The following is a 21,910-nucleotide window of genomic DNA, read 5'->3' on the forward strand; positions in this document are numbered from 1 at the left end:
AATCATTGGAAGGAGAAAGCTATGAAGACGGTTGTCGTGTTCGACTACGGGTTCGGCAACGTGCGGTCCATGATGCGCGCGCTCGCGGACCAAGGGCTCGATGTGACGCTCACATCCGACTACCGGCAGGCACTTGAGGCGGATGGTCTTGTGGTACCCGGTGTGGGCGCATACGGCGCCTGCATGGAGGGACTGCGCAAGGTCAGTGGCGACCGGGTCATCTACGACCGGTTGCGCGCCGACCGCCCGGTGCTCGGTGTGTGCGTTGGCGAACAGATCATGTTCACCGAAGGCGAGGAACATGGTGTCGATACCGAGGGGCTCGGCCTCATCGGCGGCGCGGTGACGCGTCTGGACGCCGACGTGGTGCCGCATATGGGCTGGGACACCGTGCAGGCTCCCGAAGGCTCAATCCTGCTCGACGGCGTTGAGCACGAACGGTTCTATTTCGTGCATTCATACGCCGCATGCGAGGTCACACCGGCCGATACAAGCGAATACGAGATCGATTTCGCCGACGCGCCCGAGCGTGTGGCATGGTGCACGTACGGGCGCAGCCGTTTTGTGGCGGCGTATGAGCACGGCCCGCTGTTCGCCACGCAATTCCACCCCGAGAAATCCGCGCAGGCAGGCGCACGGCTGCTGCGCAACTGGGCGAACGTGCTGTGAGTCCCGCACCTGTTGACCAACCGACCAACCCAACCACCGAAGGAACACATTATGGCATTGACACTGCTTCCGGCCGTCGACGTTCGTGACGGCAAGGCCGTCCGGCTGCGCCAAGGCGAGTCCGGCTCCGAAACGGATTACGGTTCGCCGCTCGACGCCGCCCGTACATGGGTGGACGCCGGCGCGCAGTGGATCCACCTGGTGGATCTGGACGCGGCCTTCGGCACCGGCGACAATCGTGCGCAGCTGCGGCAGATCGTTGCTGAACTGGGCGACGCGGTGAACATCGAGATGTCGGGCGGCGTGCGCGACGACGCCTCGCTCGACGCGGCGCTTGAAGCTGGAGCCGCGCGCGTGAACATCGGCACCGCCGCACTCGAGAACCCCGAGTGGACGGCGCGCGTGATCGCCAAGTACGGCGACCGCGTGGCCGTGGGCCTCGACGTGCGCGGGCACACGCTCGCCGCACGCGGCTGGGTCAAGGAAGGCGGCGACCTGTTCGAGACGATGCGCTTCCTCGACGACGCCGGCTGCAGCCGGTACGTGGTGACCGACGTGACACGCGACGGCATGATGAGCGGCCCGAACATCGACCTGCTGCGCGAAGTCGCCGAACGCACCGACGCGAAGGTCACGGCTTCAGGAGGCATCTCCAAGCTCGCCGACCTCGAGGCGATCAAGACGCTCGACGATCTGGGCGTGGATTCCGCCATCCTGGGCAAATCGCTGTATGCGGGGGCGTTCACCCTGCAGGAGGCCCTTGCCGTCGCGGCGGACTGACCTCCGGCTCATTTCTTTGAGCAGGGCAGTTCGCCGTCCTTGATCATCTGCTTGAAGACGTGGTAATCCTCTTCGTTCTGGTCCGCATAGGAATCGGCGAACGAGGTCATCGCGTCGTCGAACGTGTCCGTGCCGCCGAGGTAGTTCGCGATCGCGATGCCGTCGCCGGTGCGGGCATGGGCGTGCGCCAGGCACCATGCGCACATGCGCCCCAGATCGTTCAACGCCACGTCGTTGAGGTGGTTGATGTCGATCGACCCCTTGCCGTTCCACAGCTGGCGCACGTAATAGTCACGTGGCAGGCCGTCGTTCGCCAGGAATTTGGTCCAGCCGAGCATGATGTCGGCGGTCGTCTGGATCAGTTTCTGGCCCTGCACCACGCGTTCGCCATGAGACGCGTACGGGCTGCGGCCCACAAACCGTTCGAGCACCGAATCGGTGGCCTCCTTCATCTGCAGCATGAGCGGGTCGTGTATGTCACGGCCCGTCAGGATCGACACCCATGCGCGTGTGCCGACGGAGCCGACGCCCACGACCTTGCGCGCCGTGTCGTGGTACGTGTATTGGCTCAACACATGCCGGCGGTCCTCGTACAGCGAATCGCGGTATGAGTCGAACAGCTGCCGCAGCCGCTCACGCAGCGCGTCCAGGTCGTTGTATCCCTCAAGGTCGCGTATGGGGACGAGCTCGGGCGGCATCGACTGGAACCGCAGCGTGTCCCCGTCGAGCACGGTGAGCTTCGCGGCGGCGCCGTCGGAGTCCTTGGCGCGCGCCTTCATCACCGCCGCGCGCAGCGTGCGGTTGCGGTGGCCGCCCTGCGCGCTTTCGAACTGGTCGAGCGTGTGCTCCACGTCCAAGTGGTCGTACCACATGTCGAGGTAATCCATTTGTGCGAACTGGTCGATCATCTGCCGGTAGGTGCGCACGCACGCGCGCACCGCCTTCTGGCGGTCCTTCGAATAGATGTTGTTGGCGCGCCCGCAGATCTCGACCGATGCGGCGAGGCGTTTGATGTCCCATTCCCATGGCCCCATGGTCGTTTCATCGAAATCGTTGATGTCGAACACCAGATGGCGCGTGGGGGAGTAGAACAGGCCGAAGTTGCCGATGTGCGCGTCGCCCACCGCCTGCACGGGAATACCGGTCACCGGGGTCTGTGCCAGGTCGTTGGCCATGATCAGCGCGGTGCCGCGGTAGAACGTGAACGCGGAATCGCTCATGCGGTAGTACCGCAGCGGGATGAGGCTCTGCAGACGTGTCTTCGACTGCTCCTCGAGCAATCCGATGACCTCGCGCCGCCCCGGGTGCACATGCCAGATGGCGTGCGATTCGAGAGGCGCCCGTTCGCGTGCGGCCAGTCCTGCGCGCGCCCGCTCCTTCGGTGTGGCAGCCTGATGCCATGTCATGTCGATGATGGGGTTGTCGGCGGTCGAATCGACGATCGTGCTCGTGTATGCGCTCATACCGCCACGATAGCGCAGCGGTGGCACGGCCGGGATACCGAGCCCATGCCGGTCCGCGGAACGGCATGTTAACGTGCCACGTAACATCGTCATGGAACGATGGGCTGTTATGGATAAGCAGCAAGAGTTCGCGCTCCGTACCGTTGAGGAGCGCGACGTACGTTTTATTCGCCTGTGGTTCACCGACGTGCTGGGCACCTTGAAATCAGTGGCGATTGCGCCTGCGGAGCTGGAGGCGGCGTTCGAGGAGGGCATCGGGTTCGACGGCTCGGCCATCGAGGGCATGACGCGCGTCTCCGAAGACGACATGATCGTCAAGCCCGACCCGAGCACATTCCAGATCCTGCCGTGGCGCGGAGGCCCGCAAGGCACGGCGCGCATGTTCTGCGACGTGCTCACGCCCGAAGGCGAACCCTCGCTCGCCGACCCGCGCCATGTGCTCAAGCGCGCGCTGTCCAAGGCGAAGGACAAAGGTTTCACGTTCTATGTGCACCCCGAGATCGAGTTCTACCTGTTCGAGCGCCAGGACGACTATTCGCAGCCGCCCGTGCCGATCGACCAAGGCGGCTATTTCGACCATGTGCCGCGCAGTCCCGGCATGGATTTCCGCCGCGCGACCGTCAACATGCTCGAACAGATGGGCATCTCGGTCGAATACTCGCACCATGAGGCGGGGCCCGGCCAGAACGAGATCGACCTGCGGTACGCCGATGCACTGACGATCGCCGACAACATCATGACGTTCCGCACGGTGGTCAAGGAGATCTCGCTCGAACGCGGCATCCATGCGAGCTTTATGCCCAAGCCGCTCGCCAACGAGCCGGGCTCCGGCATGCACACGCATCTGAGCCTGTTCGAAGGCGATGCGAACGCGTTCTACGAGGCAGGCCAGGAATTCAACATGTCGATCACCGCGCGCCAGTTCGCCGCCGGCATCCTGCACCATGCCGCCGAGATCTGCGCGATCACCGACCAGTTCGTCAACTCGTACAAGCGCCTGTGGGGCGGCAACGAGGCGCCGAGCTACATCTGCTGGGGGCACAACAACCGTTCCGCGCTGCTGCGCATCCCGCAGTACAAGCCGGGCAAGGGCAATTCCGCACGCATCGAGTTCCGTGCGCTCGACCCGGGCGCCAACCCGTACCTCGCCTATTCGGTGCTGCTCGCAGCCGGCCTTGACGGCATCGAACAGAAGATGCAGCTGGGCGAACCGACGAGCGACGACGTGTGGGAGCTCACCGACGCCGAACGTCAGGCCATGGGCATCCAGCCGCTTCCCGAATCGCTCGACGAGGCGCTGCGCATCATGGAGAAGTCCGATTTCGTGGCCGATGTGCTCGGCGAGCACGTCTTCGAGTACTTCATCCGCAACAAGCGCAAGGAGTGGGAGGAGTACCGCGGACAGGTCACCCCCTTCGAGCTCAAGGAATACCTCGCCAAGCTCTGAGGGTGTTGTAAGCAATCGTGTGTGGGTGAGAACGGTGTGCCATTGTCCCGAAAGACGATCGGAACGTACCGGACGCATATAGGCTGGATGCCACAAGACATTCCCGTGATCCCCGGTTTTACCGTGCATGAGTCGGTGTCGTACCATGCATGGCTGGGGAAAGTGCCGGAGCCCCAGATGGATGAGAGCTGTTCGACCATGTCGTGGTATTGCATGAAGGCCGAATGCTGTGGCAGGGTGCTATGGCGGACTATCTCGGCATCGCTGGAGGCCCGGCTCCGACCGCGGCATATGACGCCTTCAACGTCATCCTCGACGGGCAGGGGGATGACCGGTGAATGGCCTCGCGAACGATCCCGCACGCCTGCATGTGCAAAGCCGCTTGGGACCTGTCGGCGGTGCGAAAAGGGCAGGTGTTCCAATACCCCAACGCCCATTCGCATTGGGGCATCGGGCGCGAGCTGCTGCCGACAATGGTATGGGGGATGGCCTGCATGGCCGTCATGCAAGGCCTCTGCGCGCGGTATGCGCCCCGGTGCTCACGTATACCGCGTTGGCGGTGCTGTGCATCGCGGTGTTGGAGGTGGCGCATGTTATTGGACGCCTATACCGATTTCGCGCCGACCGAGATCGATGGATGCGGCATAACGGAGACCTTGCCGGCCTACCAATGGGCTGTCGGGGCGCTGGACAGGCGGCTGAGCACAGTAGAGGAGGGCGCTGGTCCCGCGTTCGCTCCCCAAGACGCAGCGCGCATTTCACGCGCGATCAGCGACGCGCGCGCGGAATGCCGGGCGCAAGCCATGAAGCGGGGGGACTGATGGCGTTATGGTGCAAGGCGCATCATGCCTGGTTCGCAGGCATCGCGCTGCTTGCGGCGGTGACCGCCGAGCTATGTTTTGGGGGACTACTCATCGGCAGGGCAGTCCCCGTTGGCGGTCCCCCCGACCTTGCCGCAACTGCTCGTGGTGCTCGCATTGGTCATCGTCATGGTATGGACGCCGGCACATCCCGAGCGCCGCATCGCATGACCACGTAGGCTGCTAGGCACGCGGGTCGCCGAACCATCCCGAATAGATGATCGAGAAATTGCGGTTGCCGTAGGTGGAACACGCGTCGCCTTCGCCGGCGCCCGCTTCGAGCGCGGCGAGGTTGGGTTGGTATGGCGTATAGATGTACAGCAAGGCGGTGGCCGTGTTCTCGATGTAGACCTCCGAGCCGCCGCATGAGGCATCCGGGTTGAACCGCACATAGTTGAGCGCGCCCGCATGGAACCCGTATTCGTCCTCGTGCCGCACGTAATACTGATAGCGTTCCGCCGAACCGAAGACCTGACGGAAGAACCCGGCATACTCCGGGTCGCAGCTGTCGTCGTCCGGGCAGCTCAACCCCATGGCGGCCTTGAACCGGAACTCGTTCGGGGCCTGCGTGGCGGTGACGAGCTGCTGTTCCTTCTGCAGCATCGTCAGGAGCACTTTCGGCGAGACGTTGCAGGCCACGGCGGCGTCGGCGATGATCGCGGACGCCTGCTGTTTGGACGATCCCTTGTACTCGGCGCAGTAGTCACTCGCCGCACGTGGCTCGGTGCTGAACGCCGCGTTGCGCAGGCAGCCGCGTTCGGTGCACTCGGCGCCCTTCTCGTCAAGGAACGCCTGGATCTCCTTCTGGTTCATCGCGGAACCGTTGAAGAACTGCGTGTTCGAGATGATGTTGCCGGGGTTGAAATCGAACCGCTCCACCAGCTGCTGCTGTTCGGCGCGCGCCTGATGGACCTCGACGCGCCAGGAGACGAAGCGCACGAGGCTGATGACGAGCGCGAGCGCCGCAATCGAGGCGAGCAGCCCGATCGTGGCCAATGCCGTGCGCTGCCGCACGTTGCCATGTTTCCATGCACGAGTCACGGCCTTGGTCGTGGACCGTATGCGCTGGATGGGGTGGTGGCGCGTATGCGTGCCTTTGGATGGGGTGGTGTTGTTCGAAGCCATGGGGCCGTCCTTGGGAACCTTGTGGATTGCGCGTGGCTCAGCGCAGTGCCTTGGTGATGCGCTGCACGCTGACCGGCTGGTTGGTGCCGAGTTCCTGCGCCCACAGTGAGACGTAGAACTCCTCGAGCATCCACCGTGCGCGGCTGGCCTTGGCCATTGACTCGTCGCGCGCGGAACCAGCCGGCAACGCCTTGGCACGTTCGAGCGCGGCATCCACGAGCTGTTTCGCCTCGTCGGCCTGCCATGCCCAGCGCACATCGCGGTTCTTGTCGGTCTTCGCTTTGCCCAGGCGCATCAGGTCGGCGCGCAGGTATACGGGGATGCGCGGCAGGGCGAGCGGGGGTGTGCGTCCGATGAACCCGGGGTTCACGAGCGTGGCGGCGTGTTCGCGCACCGATTGCAGCACCGAGAGCATCGGCAGGTCGGCCACTCCGGAGACGGCCTTTTCCACCTGCGCGTACTGTGTGAGGATCTCCACCACGTCTTTGGCCACGGCGTAGACAGTGTCTTCGTACACCTGCTCCACGCCGGCCACGGCCTGGTCGAGCGCGTCGTCGGAGTCGACCTTGTCGATGTCGGGCAGCAGACGTTTGACGGCGGCGAGCTGCAGGTCGTCGACGAGCGCGGCGGTGGACTTGTACGGCGCGGCGGCCAGGCGCAGCGTCTCGGCGCCGAGCCAGCGTGATGAGATGCGTTCGCCGGGCAGCTTGAGCCGGTCGAGCGCCGCATGCCATAGCAGATCGGCGCGTGATTGCGTGGTGGCGCCGGCCTTGTGCAGCAGGTTCGCCTGCGTGACGGCCTTGCCCTCGTCGGCCGCGCGCTCGGCCTGCTTGCGCACCACGGTGCGGGCCGAAGCCTGCGCTTGGCTTGCGAACCGGCGCTGCAGGTCCTCAAGCGTTTTGCCGCTCGCCACGCGTTTGACCGCATTCGGCGCATTCCGCCGGCCACGCTCGCGTTTGGGGCGTGGCGCGGGCTGCTCGATCACGAATGTCATGCGTAGGTACGGCGGCAGTTTGGGCATCAGCCCGTCGAGCACCTCGGGGTGGATTTGCGCGCCGACTACACTGATCGCGGCCTGCGTGAACACATGCGCGAAATCGGGCCAGGGGCCGCCGTCCGGCGTCTCGGCCGGCTGTTCGCGCGTGCCCGAACCCGGGTCGGCAGGGTAATGTGCGTCGATCCAATCCTCGATTTTGGCGGCCGTGTCGGGCGCCGGCACGAACTGCACGCGCAGCTGCTTCGGCAGCGCCTTGATCATCGCCACAATGAGCTCATTGCGCAAGCCCGGCACGTTCCAGCTGAACTGCGCGGCGCTGATGCGCGAGAGCGCGGTCATCGGGATGTGCACGCTCACGCCGTCGTCCGGATCCGCCGTGTCGTAGATATAGCTCAAGCGCAGCGACAGCACGGTCCCATCCGATCCGACGGTGGTCCAATGGTCGGGGAAGTCGTCCAGGCTCACCGATTCGACGTCGTTGAGGCGTTCCACCTCCTCGGGGTCGAAATCGAGCAGGGTGGGGTGTTCTCCGTGCTCCGTCTTCCACCAGCGAGCCAGCTCGGCCACGTTCGTCACGTCTTGCGGCACGACACGCTGGTAGAAGTCGTAGAGGTCCTCGTCGCTCACCGTCTGGGCGATCTGGCGTGTACGGCTCGCGTCGTCCTGCGCGTCTTCGACGATCGCACGGTTGCGCGCGATGAACCCGTCGTGGGGGAAGCGCTGCTGGATGTCGCCTTCCACAAGGCCCTGCCTCAGCAGGAAATCACGGGCTTCCAGCGGATTGATGCGCCCCCACTGCACATGCTTGCCGCGCACGATCGGCAGGCCATACAGCAGCACCGTGGCTTCGGCGACCGCGCTGCCGCGCGAAGCGGACCAGTGCGGGTTCGCATACGTGGTGCGCGTGAGGTCCTTGGCGAGCGGTTCGGCCCATGCCGGGTCGATCTGCGCGCAGTATCGCGCCCACAGGCGTCCCGTCTCCACGAGTTCGGTCGTCATGATCCACGGCGGTGTCGAAGAGGAGGTCGCGGAAGCGGGGAAAATCGCGAAATGCGTGCCGCGTGCGCCCTGATAGTCGTTCTTTGCCATCTTCTGGGCGCGTTTGAGCGCACGGGCGCGGGCGGCTCCCTTGAGATTCGCGTAAGCCGAGGCCTTCGGCTCGCGCACCACCTGCATGCCGAGCATCGACAGTAGGCCGGCGAGCATCGACGTGTGGATGCCCTGCGCGTCCCACGAACAGCACAGCGAGTGTGCGGCCTGCTGGTTGATCGGCAGCGCGCGGATCCGCTCGTCAGGGCGGCTGACGGGAATGGGCTCGCCCACGGTGAACTTGAGCTCGCGGCACAGCGACCGCAGTTGCGAGACGAGGTCCTTCCACTGGCGCATGCGCAGGAAGTGCAGATATTCGGTTTTGCACAGCCGGCGCAACGCGTTGTTGCTCAGTTCGCCGTCGGCGCCGTACGCGCGGTCCCACAGATTGAGCGCTGTCAGGAAATCGCTCATGGTGTCCGCGTAGCGGTTGTGCAGGCGGTCCGCTTCATCGCGTTTGTCTTCGGGACGTTCGCGTGGATCCTGCAGGCTCAGGAACGCCACGATCACGATCAGCGCGGCAAGCGTGTTCGGGGTCGTGGCATGTGCCGCCTCGATGAGCATACGGCCCAAGCGCACGTCGATCGGGATGCGCGCGAGCTGTCGGCCGATATGCGTGAGGCGGATCTGCCCGCGCTTGCGCGAGATCGCACGCAGTTCGGTGAGCTCGTTGAAACCGTCGGAGACCGCCTTCATGTCCGGCGGGTCGATGAACCCGAATCCGGTGATGTCCTCGGCCGTCCTCGCCACGCCGACCGACAGCATGTGGAGCACCACGGCGCCGAGCGACGTGCGCAGGATCTCCGGTTCGGTGAACCGCGGGCGGCTCTCATAATCCTCGGCCGAATACAGGCGGATCGCGATGCCGTCGGCGATACGGCCGCAACGGCCCGCGCGCTGGTCCGCGCTCGCCTGCGAAATCGGCTCGATCGGCAGGCGCTGCACCTTGGCCGTCTTCGAATACCGTGAGATGCGCGCCGTGCCCGGATCCACCACATACCGGATGCCCGGCACGGTGAGCGATGTCTCCGCCACATTGGTGGCAATCACAATGCGCTGGTGCCGGTGCGACTCGAACACGCGGTGCTGGTCCTTCGCGCTCAGACGCGCGAACAGCGGCATGATCTCTATCGCGTCAGGCCTGCGCATGTCCGCGCACCGCGGGCCGAAGGCATGGCGGATCGACTGTTCGAAATCGCGGATGTCGCGCTCGCCGGACGCGAAGACGAGGATGTCGCGCGGGCCTTGGTCGTGCGCCGAGATGGTCACGAGTTCGACGCATGCACGCGCCACGGCCGTGGGCATGTCCATCGCCTCGGTGTCCGGATTGCCGGCGTCTGTGCCGGACGCGCGGTCGGCGAACCCCGGCACATGGCTCATCAGCGTGGGCAGGCCACCGAGGGGCTCATAGCAGATCGTGACGGGGTAGGTGCGCCCCGAGACCTCGATGACCGGCACGGGCTTGCGCAGCGCGTCTTCGAAGTGCTTTTGGAACTTGACCGAGTCGATCGTGGCCGAAGTCACGATGAGCTTGAGATCGGGCCGTTTTGGCAGCAGCGCGGTGAGATAGCCGAGCAGGAAGTCGATGTTGAGCGTGCGCTCATGTGCCTCGTCAATCACGATCGTGTCGTAGCGGCTCAGGTTCGGGTCGCGTTGGATCTGCGCGAGCAGGATGCCGTCGGTCACCACGCGCAGGCGCGTCTTCGGTGAGCTTTCATCGGTGAAACGCACCTGATAGCCCACTTCGTCGCCCAGCCGCACGCCGAGTTCGCTCGCGATGCGTTCGGCCACGGTACGCGCGGCGAGCCTGCGCGGCTGCGTGTGCACAATCTGGTGGCCGTGCGTGCCGCGGCCGAGTTCGAGCAGGATTTTCGGCAGCTGTGTCGTCTTGCCGGAGCCGGTCTGGCCCGAGACGATGACGACCTGTGACGACTGCACCGCCTCGCGGATCGCCTGACGTGCGCCGCTGACCGGCAGTTCTTCTGGATATTCGAATTTCATGAGGGGAAACGGTCACTCTTTCAATGGGAAGCCATGGGAAGCAATCGGTCGGATTGGCGGTGGCTCACGGCAGGCGGTGGACTTCGATGACGCGGTAGCCTTTCGAACTCGCGTGCTTGGCCACCGTGAACGTGCCGGGAAGGGCTTGCCCCAGCCAACGCATCAGCGAATCGGACCCGAGGTTTTTCTGGACCACGAGATACGCGTATCCGTCGGGAGCGAGCCGCGGCAGCCATGTCATAAGCAGCGTGTGCAGCTCCTGCTTGCCGATGCGGATCGGTGGGTTCGACCAGATGAGCTCGAACTCGAGTCCCTCGGGCACATCAGCGGCCTCACCGGCGTGGATGTTCGTGCAGCCGTTGAGCGCCGCGTTGCGTTCGGTCAGCTCGATCGCGCGTTCATTGACATCAATCGCGTAGACGTCGGCTTCGGGGGATTCGAGCGCGAGCGCGAGGCTGATGGCGCCCCAGCCGCAGCCGATGTCGAGGAAATCGCCGTGCGCGGGCGGCGTCGGCGCATGACGGAGCAGCACGGACGTGCCGAGGTCCACGCGGCCGCCCGAAAAGACGCCGTTCGATGTCTCCACGTCGGCCTCGTGGCCGCGCAGCGTCACATGCTTTTCATGCCGCACGTCCGCCGACGAAGGCGACGCGGTGAAATACTGTTCCGCCTGCTTGTGTGGGTCCTGTGCGTTCATGGCGCCTCGTTTCGGTTCTGGTGTATACTTGCGTGTCTGCTGCTTTTCGATGATAGTAAGGCAGACGTAAGTTTTCACGAACAGTGTGAGGTGTCTTTGACCGAATCGACCCAACCATGGCAGGGTGACCAGAAATTGATGGACCGGGATGCACAGGGCGCGCATGGCCTGCTCGCCGACCAATCCGACGTGCTGCTCGACGACGACGGCATGGGTGCGCAGGCGGACGACGAGATCTGGCGTGAGCGCGAATCACGCAACCAGCTCAAGCATGTGGTGGGCTTGGGCGAGCTCGAGGACGTCACCGAAGTCGAATACCGCAAGGTGCGCCTTGAGCGCGTGGTGCTCGTGGGGGTCTGGTCGTCACGCAACGGGTCGCAGCGCGAGGCCGAGGAATCCTTGCGCGAGCTCGCCGCGCTCGCCGGGACGGCAGGCGCGCAGGTATGCGACGCCGTGTTGCAGCACCGGTACCGCCCTGATTCCTCCACGTATGTGGGGGCGGGCAAGGCGAAGGAAATCGCGCAGATCGTGGCGGCGAACGACGCCGATACGATCATCGTGGACGACGACCTGCCGCCCAGCCAACGCCGTGCGCTCGAAGACGCCACGAAGGTGAAGGTCGTGGACCGCACCGCGGTGATCCTCGACATCTTCGCGCAGCACGCCACGTCGCGCGAAGGCAAGGCGCAGGTCGAGCTCGCGCAGCTGCAGTACATGCTGCCCCGCCTGCGTGGTTGGGGCGCGGCGCTGTCCCGGCAGGCGGGCGGCCGCGCCGCCGGCGCCGATGGTGGCATCGGCTCGCGTGGTCCCGGCGAGACGAAGATCGAGATGGACCGGCGTGTCATCCGCACGCGCATCGCACGCCTGCGCAGGCAGATCGCGCAGATGGCGCCGGCGCGCGAGGTCAAGCGCGGCTCGCGCAAGCGGTATGCGCTGCCCACGATTTCGGTCGTCGGGTATACGAACGCGGGCAAATCGTCGCTGACGAACCGGCTCACCGGTTCGGATGAGCTCGTGGAGAACGCGCTGTTCGCCACGCTCGACACCGCCGTGCGACGTGCGCGCGCGAAGGACGGCCGGTTCTACGCCTATGTGGACACGGTCGGGTTTGTGCGCCGGCTGCCCACGCAGCTCATCGAGGCGTTCAAGTCGACGCTCGAGGAGATTGGCGAATCGGACGTGATGGTGCACGTCGTGGACGCCTCGCACCCAGATCCGTTCGGGCAGATCGACGCGGTGAACGAAGTCCTCAAGACCATCGACGGCGTGGACCGGCTGCCCGTCGTCACCGTGTTCAACAAGGTCGATCTGATCGATGCCGTGACGCGCGAGCGCCTCGAACAGCTTGCTCCGGGCGCGTTCTTCGTCTCCTCGGTCACCGGCGAGGGCGTCGACGCGCTGCGCGCGCAGATCGAGGGGATGCTGCCGGCGCCGGGCGTGCATGTGGAGGCGCTGCTGCCCTACACGGCCGGTTCGCTCGTCTCGCAGATCCGCGAATACGGCAATGTGGACGCGGTGGAATACCGCGACACCGGCATCCTTCTGCAGGCGGACGTGGACGAGCGGCTCGCCGCGCGGATCATGGACCAAGCGCTCGAGGATCCTGTGGACTGATGCGGCGCCGGCCGTGGCCTACACCGCCGCGGCCGGCACACGCCGCCCCTTTATCGCATTGTGAACAAATTGTGGTCTGCTACAGTGAAGATGAATGAACCATGGTTCCGTCACAAGCGGATAATCTATGCATAAAAGAGGTAGACACATGTCCGATTCACCAATTAAGCCTACAAAGCTTGCCATCGTCGGCGCCGGCGCCGTCGGCTCCACCCTCGCCTTCGCCGCGGCGGAACGTGGCATCGCCCGTGAGATCGTGCTCGAAGACATCGCAAAGGAGCGCGTCGAAGCCGAAGTGCTCGACATGCAGCACGGCTCCAGCTTCTTCCCGACCGTGTCGATCGACGGCTCCGACGATCCGGAGATCTGCCGTGACGCCGACATGGTGGTCATCACCGCAGGTGCGCGCCAGAAGCCGGGCCAGTCCCGTCTGGATCTGGCCGGCGCCACGATCAACATCATGAAGTCGATCATCCCGAACCTCATCAAGGTGGCGCCGAACGCCATCTACATGCTCATCACCAACCCGGTGGATGTGGTCACGCATGTGTCGATGAAGCTTTCGGGCCTGCCGTCGAACCAGATGTTCGGCTCGGGCACCAATCTGGATTCCGCACGCCTGCGCTTCCTGATCGCCCAGCAGACCGGTGTGAACGTGAAGAACGTGCACGCCTACATCGCTGGTGAGCACGGCGATTCCGAGGTGCCGCTGTGGGCTTCCGCCACAATCGGCGGCGTGCCGATGTGCGATTGGCAGCCGCTGCCGGGCCACGATCCGCTCGACGCCGATGTGCGTGAGCAGATCCACCAGGAGGTCAAGAACGCGGCGTACAAGATCATCAACGGCAAGGGTGCCACGAACTACGCCATCGCCATGTCCGGCGTGGACATCGTCGAAGCCATCCTCAACGACACCAACCGCATCCTGCCGGTTTCCTCGCTGCTCGATGACTTCCACGGCATCTCCGACGTGTGCATGTCGGTGCCGACGCTGCTCAACCGCGAAGGTGTGAACTCGCGCATCAACACGCCGGTTTCCGACCGTGAGCTTGCGGCGCTCAAGCGTTCCGCCGAGACGCTCAAGGAAACCGCCGCACAGTTCGGATTCTGATTTTCACAGACACAACCAGATGCGTTCAGGGAGGTCGGGCGAGCCCGGCCTCCTTTTGCGTTATGGCACCGTATGGGGGAGAGACGACTCAATGGCACATCAACATGGGGCGGGGGCGGGCGCGCATGCAGCCGGCCACTATCAGCGCCTGCTGACCACCTTGGTGCTCACCGGCACCATTTTCGTGGCGGAGGTGATCGGGGCGGCGGTCACCGGATCGCTTGCGTTGCTTGTGGATGCGGGGCATATGCTCACCGATGTCTCGGTGCTCGCGGCCTCCACCGTCACCGCGTTCATGATGCGGCGCAAACCCACGAAGTCACGCACATGGGGTTGGGCGAGGCTTGAGGTGATCACCGCGGCGGCCGGTGGCATGCTGCTGCTGTTCGTGGGGTTCTATGCGCTTGTGGAGGCGGTCATGCGCCTCGCCGGGCAGGAGGCCGACGGCATCAAGGACATACGCCTGCTGCTGTTCTTCGGCATTCTGGGCCTTGCCGCCAACATCGGGTCGATTGTGGTGCTGCGTGCGCAGTCGGGCGACAACATGAATATGCGCGCCGCGTTCTTTGAGGTGGTCAACGATGCGCTCGGCTCGGTGGCGGTGGTCGTCTCGGCCGTGGTGATGATGGCCACCGGCTGGGACGGCTTCGATGCGGTGGCCGGCGGTGTGATCGCGCTGATGATGATTCCGCGGGCATACGTGTTGGTGCGCGACGCGATGCGCGTGCTGTTGGAAGAGACGCCGAGCGGATTGGATCTGGACGAGGTGCGCGCCCATCTGGAGGGTGTGGGCCATGTGATCGCGGTGCATGACCTGCATGCGAGCACGGTGGCTTCGGGCATGCCGATCCTGACCGCGCATGTGGTTGTGGACAAGCGGATGACGATGGAGGAGGCCGGCCACGTGCTCGAACAGCTGCAGCTGTGCCTGTGCGAGCACTTCCCGGTATCGGTGCCGCACACCACGTTCCAATTGGAGCCGGAAGGCTACAAGGGGCCGGGGTCGGCGCAGATCCACGCGTGACTGTCACATCTTGCGCAATACCGTGACGACTTTGCCCATGATCTGGGCATGGGTGCCGTCGATCGGCGCATAGTTGGGGTTGTGGGGGATGAGCCAGATATGGCCGTTCTCGTTGCGGAAGGTCTTCACGGTGGCCTCATCGTCGAGCAGGGCCGCCACGATGTCGCCGTTCTCGGCGGTCTGCTGCTCGCGCACCACCACGAAGTCGCCGTTGCAGATGGCGGCGTCGATCATCGAATCGCCATGCACTTCGAGCATGAAGAGCCTGCCGGTGCCCGTCAACCGCACGGGCAGGCGCATGACGTCCTCGACATGCTGCTCGGCGGTGATCGGCGCGCCGGCGGCGATCGCGCCCACAAGCGGCACATCGGTGGACGCCAGGAACGACGCCGATTGGGCGTCGGGGAAGGGACTGACAGGTACAGCGGTGGGGGAATCATCCACGACTTCGATGGCGCGGCCCTTGTTCGGATCCCTGCGGATGCACCCCTTGGACTCCAGCACGTTGAGCTGATGCTGCACCGACGATGTGCTCTTCAATCCGCACGCCTCGCCGATCTCGCGCAATGACGGGGCGAAACCGTGTGCGGCGTGCAGTGCGCGGATCGCGGCCATGATGCGCTGCTGGCGCTCCGTCAGGTCGGGTGCGCGGCGCTCCGCGGCCGCGTTCGGGTCGTGTTCGATGCTGCTCATGGTGGGTCCTTTCGTTATGGCACAACAGTACCGTGCCGCACGGAGAAAATCAAACAGATGTTCGAACGCAGGCTTGACAAGTTCGAACATCTGTGCGAATATCGAAACCGCAATTAGAACAAACGTTCGAAAGAAGGTTTCGATGAGCGCGTTGGCATCACATATCTCACGGTCATCCGGTGCAGTGCAGGCGGCGGGGGCCAAGGCCCATGTGCGCATGTGGCTCATCGTGCTGGCGGTGTTGGTGTGCCTTGGGGTCGCCCTCGCGTCCCACATGCCCGGCATCGGCGAGCAGGCGGCGTATGCGGGGTATGAGTCGACGGAAGTCGTGCATTACACCGTGCGGCCCGGCGATACGTTGTGGTCGATCGCCGACCGGTTCACCGATGCGCCTGCGGCGCAGGTGGTGGAGTGCCTCAAAGCCGTCAACGGCCTCGATGACAGCCGCATCGTGGCCGGCCAGCATCTGATCATCCCCGTCTGAGTGGCCATGGGCCCGGGGTTGGCGGTGCGCGGCGAGCGGAACAGGGGTGCACCCGTTGAACAAAAGGCCGAACGTCAGGCTATTGTGGGTGGTATGCATTGCCCATTTTGCCAGAATCCCGACACCAAGGTGATCGATACCCGTATCAGTGACGACGGCCATTCCATTCGCCGGCGCCGCGAATGCCCCAAATGCGGGGGCCGTTTCAGCACGATGGAGACTGCCATGCTGCTGGTGCGGAAACGCTCGGGCAATGTGGAGCAATTCGACCGCAACAAGGTGATTTCCGGCGTGCGCAAAGCATGCCAAGGCAGGCCGATCGACGAGGAAAGCCTCAAGCACCTCGGCCAGCAGGTCGAGGAGAGCCTGCGTGCGCAAGGCATCGCACAAGTGCCGTCGGAAGAGATCGGCAGGGCCATCCTCAAACCGTTGCGTGAACTCGACGAAGTGGCCTATCTACGCTTCGCCAGCGTCTACCAGAACTTCGAGGGACTTGAGGACTTCCAGCGCGCGATTGACGAGTTGCGCGTCGAAGACCGCGCGTGAGGTATGGCAAAGGCCCGGAGATTTCAAGCTCCGGGCCTTTGCCATACCTCATGGCCTATTCGATGACGCGCATGCGTATTGTGCCCGTCAGCGACGCCAATGCCTCGAGCGTACGCTCGTCCGGCTTGTTGGCCACATCGGTCACCACATACCCCAGGTCGCCTTCGGTGCCGAGCGCCTGCGCCGAGATGTTGATGCCCTGCTCGCCGAGCACCTGGTTGACCGAGGCGAGGATGCCCGGCAGGTTGGCGTGCAGGTGGGCGATGCGTGCGGCCCCGCGGTAGTCGCTCAAGGTGATCTGCGGCAGATTCACGCTGAGCATCGTGGAGCCCTTGAGCCAGTAGTCCTCAAGACGCTGCGAGACGAACTGGGCGATGGCCTCCTGCGCTTCGAGCGTGGAGCCGCCGATGTGCGGGGTGAGGATCATGTTGTCCTCGTCGGCGAGCGGCGTGACGATGGGGTCGCCGCTCTTCTTCGGTTCGACCGGGAACACGTCCACGGCGGCGCCGGAAAGGTGCCCGCTGTCGAGGTGGCGCTTGAGCGCGTCGAGGTCCGCCACGAATCCGCGTGAGCAGTTGATGAAGATCGCATCCTGCTTCATGTGCGCGAACTCGTCTTCGCCGAAGAACCCTGTGTTGGATTTGCGGCCGTCCACATGGATCGTCACGGCGTCGGACTGCTCGAGCAATTCATTGAGCGTGTCGCAGCGCTGGGCGTTGCCCATCGCGAGCTTTTCGTCGAGGTCGTAGAACACCACGCGCATGCCGAGCGCCTCGGCGAGCACCGAAAGCTGCGAGCCGATGTTGCCGTAGCCGATGATACCGAGCGTCTTGCCACGCACTTCGTGTGAGCCGGACGCCGATTTGTCCCACAGCCCGTGCTTGAGGTGGTGCGTATGCGCCGGGATGCGGCGCATCAGGCAGATGATGTCGCAGATCACCAATTCCACCACGGACCGCGTGTTGGAATACGGCGCGTTGAACACCGCCACGCCACGGCGGCCAGCATGGTTGAGGTCGACCTGGTTGGTGCCGATGCAGAAGCAGCCGATCGCGGTGAGCGTGGGGCGTGCGTCGAGCACCCTGGCGGTCACAGCCGTCTTCGAGCGGATGCCGAGCAGGTCCACGCCTTCGAGGGCCTCGATGAGCTCATCCTCGGCAAGCGCGCCCTTCATCGTCTCGACTTCGAACCCGTGGTCGCGCAGGGATTGGGCGGCCAGGGGATGGATGTTTTCAAGTAATAGAGCTTTCGGCATATGCACCACCTTACAAATCGAGCAGCGTTTCGTCTGCTTGTGTCCGGACTATAAGCAGACGCTGCGTGGGGCGGGTGAGCGCCACATACAGGTCGGAGGCCGCGGAGAGCCGCGTGGGCGCCTCCTGCTCGATGAGTCCTGGTTCCACAACCATAACCGCATCGTATTCAAGGCCTTTTACCGATTGCGCGCCGCACACCATGATCTGCTCTTCGAACCGGACGCCACTGCGCGCGAGCGTGCTGTGCGCCACGGCTTCGTGCACGGCGGCCCGTACGGCATCGCGCAGTGCGTCGGGGACGATGACGGCCACGCGGCCTGTGCCGTCGCCCACAAGGTACGACCCGGCCAGATCAAGGGTCTGCTCGGCGACCTCGGCGTACAGCGACGCACGGTCCGCCACGCTCACGCGCTGCACCGAATCGGGCACCGAACGGATCGCCTTGACGGTGGAGATGTAGAGCCCTTCGCCTTCAGCGAAACGCGCGGCGAGGTCGGAGACCTCACGCGGGTTGCGGTAGTTGATCGTCAGCTCGTTGAGGCTCCAGTTGCGGGGGCCGAACAGCGCGTTCATCGACGTGCGCCAGTCACGCGTGCCGCCGAGTGCCGAAGTCTGCGCCACGTCGCCCACAATCGTGAACGAGCGCGATGGGCAGCGGCGGATGAGCATGCGCCAATCCATGGCGGTCAGTTCCTGCGCCTCGTCGACGACGATGTGCCCATAGGTCCATTCGCGGTCCGCGGCGGCGCGCTGTGCGACCAGCTCCGACGAGTCACCGCGCATGTGGTCGGCGAGCATCTTCGATGAGACGATGCCCGACCCGATGCCCGCCTGCGCGAGCGTCTCCTGGGCGTAGCGCTCCTCTTCGGCGCGCTGCGCGTCGCGCAGCGCTTGGCGCGCCTGTTCGTGCGGGTCGGGACCCAGCAGTTCGAGCGCTTCGTCGAGCAGTGGAATGTCGGACAGCGTGAGAGGGGCGCCCTTGGGCCGGGTGAGCATGCTGACCTGCGCGTCGCTGAGCCACGGTGCGAACCGGCGCAACTGCGCGGGCTTCGAGAACAGCTGGTCGAGCAGCCAGCGGCCGTCCATCGGCAGCCACGCCAGGTTGAGCGTGACGCGCAGTTTGTCGTTCATGCGCAGCTGCGCCATGATGTCGTTGAGTTCGGCCTGCTCGGGCGTGTAGTCGAGCTCTTCGACGACGCGCGTGCGCACCATCGACAGCATCGACGAGACGAAGGTCTCGCGGGCCTTGTTGTGCGGCTGCCGCGTGCGGCGCGCATCGGCGATCGCCGTCTCGAAGTCGGAGGCGCGCAAGGGCACCGACACTCCATTGACCGTGATCGCGGGCAACTGCGAGGGCACGCGTTCGCGCGCGGCCACCGCATTCGCGATCGCCTTGGCCATGCGCCGTTCGCCCTTGAGCTGGGCCACGTGCGGTTCGTCGACGCGCTGTGTGACGACGCCGGGGATCAGCTCGCCGATCGTGCGGCTCACCACGCCGGTCTCGCCGAGGGAGGGGAGCACTTGGTCGATGTAGTGCAGGAAGTCCTCGCTCGGGCCCACCACAAGCACGCCGGAGCGTTCGAGTCGGTGGCGGTGCGTGTACAGCAGGTAGGCGGCGCGGTGCAGCGCCACGGCCGTCTTGCCGGTGCCGGGGCCTCCCTGCACCACAAGGGCGCCGGCGAGATCGGTGCGGATGATCCGGTCCTGCTCGGCCTGGATCGTGGCCACGATGTCGGTCATCTTGCCGGTGCGTCGCGAGCCCAGCGATGCCAGCAGCGCGCCTTCGCCGGTCAGCGTGCCCTGCTCGCTCGCCGTGTTCACATGCGCCGAATGCACGTCGAGCACCTCATCCTCGATGCCAGCCACGGTACGGAAGTGCAGGGTGATGTGCCGGCGCATCACGATGTCGCCGTGGTGCGACGGCGTGGCCTCATAGAACGGGCGTGCGGCCTCGGCGCGCCAGTCGGTGAGGATCGGCTCGTGTCGTTCGTCGGAAAGGCCGATGCGCCCGATGTACCGCCGTTCGCCCGCGGTGTTGTCGATCCTGCCGAACACGAGGCGGTCCTCGACGGCGCGCAATTGCGCCAGACGGTCCTCGTACATCGTGGCGAAGGAGTCACGCTCGGTGCGCTGCGTGGGCGAACCGTGCGACCCAGCGGCACGCACGTCGCTCAACCGCTCCCTTGCCTGCGCACGCAGCGCGTCAAGGCGCGCGTATGCGCGGTCCGTCATGCGCTGCTCTTCCTGCAACTGTGCTGAATACTGTGACATTTGAACGTTGGTCCCCTGTCTGAAACTTGAGCCACACAAGCGTAGCAAACGGCGGCTACGAGCGCCACATCGTGTGGAAACGGTGCATGGTGGTCACGCCGACGGCGTGTTTTGGCGGCGGGTGGGGATTTTAGGTGAGCGGTGGGGTAAAGTGGGTACCTGAAGGCAGATGCGGACATATTGAGGTGCGGTTCGGAGGTGACTGATGGCAAGCCTGACCGATGCGCAGTTGCCATCGACTGACGAGCCCGCCCCCGATCCGATGTCGCTGGAGATGCCACCGATGCTTTTGGGCACATACACCCCCAAGATCGACGCCAAAGGGCGTGTGGCGTTGCCGGCAAAAATGCGTGCGCAGCTGGGCCGCGGCATGGTCATGGCCCGCGGCCAGGAGCGCTGCGTGTACGTCTTGCCCCAACGGGAGTTCCGGCGCATCGCCATGCAGATGCAGAAGACGTCGATGGGCAGCAGGGCCGCACGAGAATACCTGCGCATGTTCCTGTCGGGCGCGGTTGACCAGGACCCCGACAAGCAGGGACGCGTGCTGATTCCGCAGATGCTGCGCGACTATGCCGGCCTTGGCGACGAGATCGTCATCATCGGCGTTGGCACACGGGCCGAGATTTGGAACAAGCAGGCGTGGGAGGATTATCTGACCGCACATGAACAGGGTTATGCGGACATCACATCCGACGTATTGCCGGAACTGGAGTGGTAGATGACGGATTACGCGCACATTCATCAGCCCGTGCTGCTCGAGCAGTGCGTGGGCCTCGTCGCGCCCGCATTGCGCACGCCGGGCGCGCTCGCCGTCGACTGCACGCTTGGACTCGCCGGCCACAGCATCGCGTTCCTCAAAGCCGCCCCACAGGCGCGCCTGATCGGCATCGACCGCGACATCGAGGCACTGCGTATGGCCACCGCGCGCATTGAGCAGGAGGGGCTGGGCGGCCGGTTCATTCCCGTGCATGCAGCGTTCGATGATTTCTCGCGCGTGCTCGAGGAGCGAGGCATCGACACCGTGCAGGCCGTGTTCATGGACCTGGGGCTCTCGAGCCTGCAGATCGACGAGCGCGAGCGCGGCTTTTCGTACGCACACGACGCCCCGCTCGACATGCGCATGGACGTCTCGCAGCCGCTGACCGCGCAGATGGTGCTCGAACGCTACGACGCCGCTGCGTTGACCCGCATCTTCAAAGCGTATGGCGAAGAGCGTTTTGCGCGCCAGATCGCCCACGAGATCGTGCGCTCGCGCGCGGACGAACCGCTCACGAGTTCGCGGCAGTTGACCGCGCTTGTGGACCGCGTGATCCCGCAGGCCCACCGCGGCAGCGGCAACCCCGCCAAGCGCGTGTTCCAGGCGCTGCGCATCGAGGTGAACGGCGAACTGGAGAAGCTCGCGCGCACACTGCCGCAGATCGCCAACCGGCTTGCGGTGGGCGGCAGGCTTGTGGTGGAGTCCTACCACTCGCTCGAAGACAAGACGGTCAAATCGTTCATGATGCAGGGCACCCGGGTGGATGCGCCTGCCGACATGCCTGTTGTTCCAGACGACATGCAGCCGTTCTTCGCGCCGCTCACCAAGGGCGCGGTGATGGCCGACGACGAGGAGCGCGAGCGCAATCCGCGTGCCGCTTCGGTGCGTCTTCGCGCCGTCGAATTGGTCCGTCCGGTGCCGCAGCGTTGGCGCCGGCGGTTTGATCACGAGGCGGACGGTTCCATGCAGCGCGCGGGGGCGCGCCATGGCGTCACTGGGCACCGCCGGGGAAGGAGGGGCTGATCC

General features: G+C 65.0%; 18 protein-coding genes. 11 read left to right on the plus strand and 7 right to left on the minus strand.

All coding sequences use genetic code 11. From position 1 onward, the window contains the following. Window positions 1–21: 21 nt before the first annotated feature. Both hisH and priA read left to right on the plus strand, forming a co-directional pair. Complete coding sequence (gene hisH, locus OU02_RS02500; RefSeq protein ID WP_033488634.1) at window positions 22–669, plus strand: imidazole glycerol phosphate synthase subunit HisH; 648 nt, start codon at window positions 22–24, stop codon at window positions 667–669. Window positions 670–720: 51 nt separating this feature from the next. Then, a complete protein-coding gene (priA, locus tag OU02_RS02505; RefSeq protein ID WP_033488635.1) occupies window positions 721–1,449 on the plus strand; it encodes a bifunctional 1-(5-phosphoribosyl)-5-((5-phosphoribosylamino)methylideneamino)imidazole-4-carboxamide isomerase/phosphoribosylanthranilate isomerase PriA in 729 nt (242 codons plus the stop codon). 8 nt (window positions 1,450–1,457) lie between these two features. Here priA and OU02_RS02510 read toward each other — a convergent pair whose 3' ends face one another. Then, on the minus strand, window positions 1,458–2,912 hold the full coding sequence (locus OU02_RS02510) for a DUF2252 domain-containing protein (RefSeq protein WP_033488636.1): 1,455 nt from the start codon (window positions 2,910–2,912) through the stop codon (window positions 1,458–1,460). Window positions 2,913–3,021: 109 nt separating this feature from the next. Here OU02_RS02510 and glnA point away from each other — a divergent pair, with 109 nt between their 5' ends. Next, entirely contained in the window at window positions 3,022–4,359 is a 1,338-nt protein-coding gene (glnA, locus tag OU02_RS02515) for a type I glutamate--ammonia ligase (RefSeq protein WP_033488637.1), read from the plus strand. 590 nt (window positions 4,360–4,949) lie between these two features. Then, window positions 4,950–5,180 (plus strand): hypothetical protein, encoded by a 231-nt coding sequence (locus OU02_RS02520; RefSeq protein ID WP_033488638.1) that lies wholly within the window; start codon window positions 4,950–4,952, stop codon window positions 5,178–5,180. 222 nt (window positions 5,181–5,402) lie between these two features. Here OU02_RS02520 and OU02_RS02525 read toward each other — a convergent pair whose 3' ends face one another. From OU02_RS02525 to OU02_RS02535, 3 genes are all read right to left on the minus strand, one after another. Beyond that, on the minus strand, window positions 5,403–6,344 hold the full coding sequence (locus OU02_RS02525) for a hemagglutinin (protein ID WP_238551945.1): 942 nt from the start codon (window positions 6,342–6,344) through the stop codon (window positions 5,403–5,405). A 37-nt stretch (window positions 6,345–6,381) separates the two neighbouring features. Beyond that, window positions 6,382–10,431, minus strand: coding sequence for an ATP-dependent RNA helicase HrpA (gene hrpA / locus OU02_RS02530; protein WP_033488639.1), 4,050 nt, complete (start codon window positions 10,429–10,431; stop codon window positions 6,382–6,384). Between the two features lie 64 nt (window positions 10,432–10,495). Beyond that, the gene (locus OU02_RS02535) at window positions 10,496–11,128 is read right to left on the minus strand and encodes a class I SAM-dependent methyltransferase (RefSeq protein ID WP_033488640.1); all 633 of its coding nucleotides are present in this window, start codon (window positions 11,126–11,128) and stop codon (window positions 10,496–10,498) included. 138 nt (window positions 11,129–11,266) lie between these two features. Between OU02_RS02535 and hflX the strand changes: the two genes are divergently transcribed. The 3 genes from hflX (at window position 11,267) to OU02_RS02550 (ending at window position 14,877) form a co-directional block, all read left to right on the plus strand. Continuing rightward, on the plus strand, window positions 11,267–12,742 hold the full coding sequence (hflX, locus tag OU02_RS02540; protein WP_033488887.1) for a GTPase HflX: 1,476 nt from the start codon (window positions 11,267–11,269) through the stop codon (window positions 12,740–12,742). 148 nt (window positions 12,743–12,890) lie between these two features. Further along, complete coding sequence (locus OU02_RS02545) at window positions 12,891–13,853, plus strand: L-lactate dehydrogenase (RefSeq protein ID WP_033488641.1); 963 nt, start codon at window positions 12,891–12,893, stop codon at window positions 13,851–13,853. Between the two features lie 91 nt (window positions 13,854–13,944). Continuing rightward, window positions 13,945–14,877, plus strand: a complete 933-nt coding sequence (locus OU02_RS02550) for a cation diffusion facilitator family transporter (protein ID WP_033488642.1) — start codon at window positions 13,945–13,947, stop codon at window positions 14,875–14,877. Between the two features lie 3 nt (window positions 14,878–14,880). On the opposite strand, the gene lexA is transcribed toward OU02_RS02550, so the two are convergent. Then, window positions 14,881–15,570, minus strand: a complete 690-nt coding sequence (lexA, locus tag OU02_RS02555; protein WP_033488643.1) for a transcriptional repressor LexA — start codon at window positions 15,568–15,570, stop codon at window positions 14,881–14,883. Window positions 15,571–15,721: 151 nt separating this feature from the next. Between lexA and OU02_RS02560 the strand changes: the two genes are divergently transcribed. Together OU02_RS02560 and nrdR are read left to right on the plus strand one after the other, a co-directional pair. Further along, window positions 15,722–16,054, plus strand: a complete 333-nt coding sequence (locus tag OU02_RS02560; protein WP_241434868.1) for a LysM peptidoglycan-binding domain-containing protein — start codon at window positions 15,722–15,724, stop codon at window positions 16,052–16,054. A 93-nt stretch (window positions 16,055–16,147) separates the two neighbouring features. Beyond that, window positions 16,148–16,600 carry a transcriptional regulator NrdR gene (gene nrdR / locus OU02_RS02565; protein WP_033488644.1) on the plus strand — a complete coding sequence of 151 codons (453 nt, stop codon included), beginning with the start codon at window positions 16,148–16,150 and terminating at the stop codon, window positions 16,598–16,600. A 55-nt stretch (window positions 16,601–16,655) separates the two neighbouring features. Here nrdR and serA read toward each other — a convergent pair whose 3' ends face one another. Together serA and OU02_RS02575 are read right to left on the minus strand one after the other, a co-directional pair. Then, window positions 16,656–17,855: a phosphoglycerate dehydrogenase gene (gene serA / locus OU02_RS02570; protein ID WP_033488645.1), complete on the minus strand. Its 1,200-nt coding sequence runs from the start codon at window positions 17,853–17,855 to the stop codon at window positions 16,656–16,658. Between the two features lie 10 nt (window positions 17,856–17,865). Continuing rightward, on the minus strand, window positions 17,866–20,127 hold the full coding sequence (locus tag OU02_RS02575) for a HelD family protein (RefSeq protein ID WP_033488646.1): 2,262 nt from the start codon (window positions 20,125–20,127) through the stop codon (window positions 17,866–17,868). 262 nt (window positions 20,128–20,389) lie between these two features. Between OU02_RS02575 and mraZ the strand changes: the two genes are divergently transcribed. Together mraZ and rsmH are read left to right on the plus strand one after the other, a co-directional pair. Further along, window positions 20,390–20,845 carry a division/cell wall cluster transcriptional repressor MraZ gene (mraZ, locus tag OU02_RS02580; RefSeq protein WP_225532120.1) on the plus strand — a complete coding sequence of 152 codons (456 nt, stop codon included), beginning with the start codon at window positions 20,390–20,392 and terminating at the stop codon, window positions 20,843–20,845. Continuing rightward, window positions 20,846–21,907 (plus strand): 16S rRNA (cytosine(1402)-N(4))-methyltransferase RsmH, encoded by a 1,062-nt coding sequence (rsmH, locus tag OU02_RS02585; RefSeq protein ID WP_033488647.1) that lies wholly within the window; start codon window positions 20,846–20,848, stop codon window positions 21,905–21,907. It begins immediately after the preceding gene. The last annotated feature ends 3 nt before the right edge of the window (window positions 21,908–21,910 follow it).

It is taken from the genome of Bifidobacterium pseudolongum subsp. pseudolongum DSM 20099, from assembly GCF_000771225.1.
GTDB classification, from domain to species: Bacteria; Actinomycetota; Actinomycetes; order Actinomycetales; family Bifidobacteriaceae; genus Bifidobacterium; species Bifidobacterium pseudolongum.

Excerpts from the sequence above, each read along its gene's own strand:
- priA (WP_033488635.1), top strand. The coding sequence starts at position 721 with ATGGCATTGACACTGCTTCCGGCCGTCGACGTTCGTGACGGCAAGGCC.
- OU02_RS02575 (WP_033488646.1), bottom strand. The coding sequence starts at position 20,127 with ATGTCACAGTATTCAGCACAGTTGCAGGAAGAGCAGCGCATGACGGAC.
- rsmH (WP_033488647.1), top strand. The coding sequence starts at position 20,846 with ATGACGGATTACGCGCACATTCATCAGCCCGTGCTGCTCGAGCAGTGC.
- nrdR (WP_033488644.1), top strand. The coding sequence starts at position 16,148 with ATGCATTGCCCATTTTGCCAGAATCCCGACACCAAGGTGATCGATACC.
- serA (WP_033488645.1), bottom strand. The coding sequence starts at position 17,855 with ATGCCGAAAGCTCTATTACTTGAAAACATCCATCCCCTGGCCGCCCAA.
- hrpA (WP_033488639.1), bottom strand. The coding sequence starts at position 10,431 with ATGAAATTCGAATATCCAGAAGAACTGCCGGTCAGCGGCGCACGTCAG.
- OU02_RS02510 (WP_033488636.1), bottom strand. The coding sequence starts at position 2,912 with ATGAGCGCATACACGAGCACGATCGTCGATTCGACCGCCGACAACCCC.
- OU02_RS02545 (WP_033488641.1), top strand. The coding sequence starts at position 12,891 with ATGTCCGATTCACCAATTAAGCCTACAAAGCTTGCCATCGTCGGCGCC.
- mraZ (WP_225532120.1), top strand. The coding sequence starts at position 20,390 with ATGTCGCTGGAGATGCCACCGATGCTTTTGGGCACATACACCCCCAAG.
- OU02_RS02535 (WP_033488640.1), bottom strand. The coding sequence starts at position 11,128 with ATGAACGCACAGGACCCACACAAGCAGGCGGAACAGTATTTCACCGCG.
- hflX (WP_033488887.1), top strand. The coding sequence starts at position 11,267 with ATGGACCGGGATGCACAGGGCGCGCATGGCCTGCTCGCCGACCAATCC.
- glnA (WP_033488637.1), top strand. The coding sequence starts at position 3,022 with ATGGATAAGCAGCAAGAGTTCGCGCTCCGTACCGTTGAGGAGCGCGAC.
- lexA (WP_033488643.1), bottom strand. The coding sequence starts at position 15,570 with ATGAGCAGCATCGAACACGACCCGAACGCGGCCGCGGAGCGCCGCGCA.
- OU02_RS02550 (WP_033488642.1), top strand. The coding sequence starts at position 13,945 with ATGGCACATCAACATGGGGCGGGGGCGGGCGCGCATGCAGCCGGCCAC.
- OU02_RS02520 (WP_033488638.1), top strand. The coding sequence starts at position 4,950 with ATGTTATTGGACGCCTATACCGATTTCGCGCCGACCGAGATCGATGGA.
- OU02_RS02525 (WP_238551945.1), bottom strand. The coding sequence starts at position 6,344 with ATGGCTTCGAACAACACCACCCCATCCAAAGGCACGCATACGCGCCAC.
- hisH (WP_033488634.1), top strand. The coding sequence starts at position 22 with ATGAAGACGGTTGTCGTGTTCGACTACGGGTTCGGCAACGTGCGGTCC.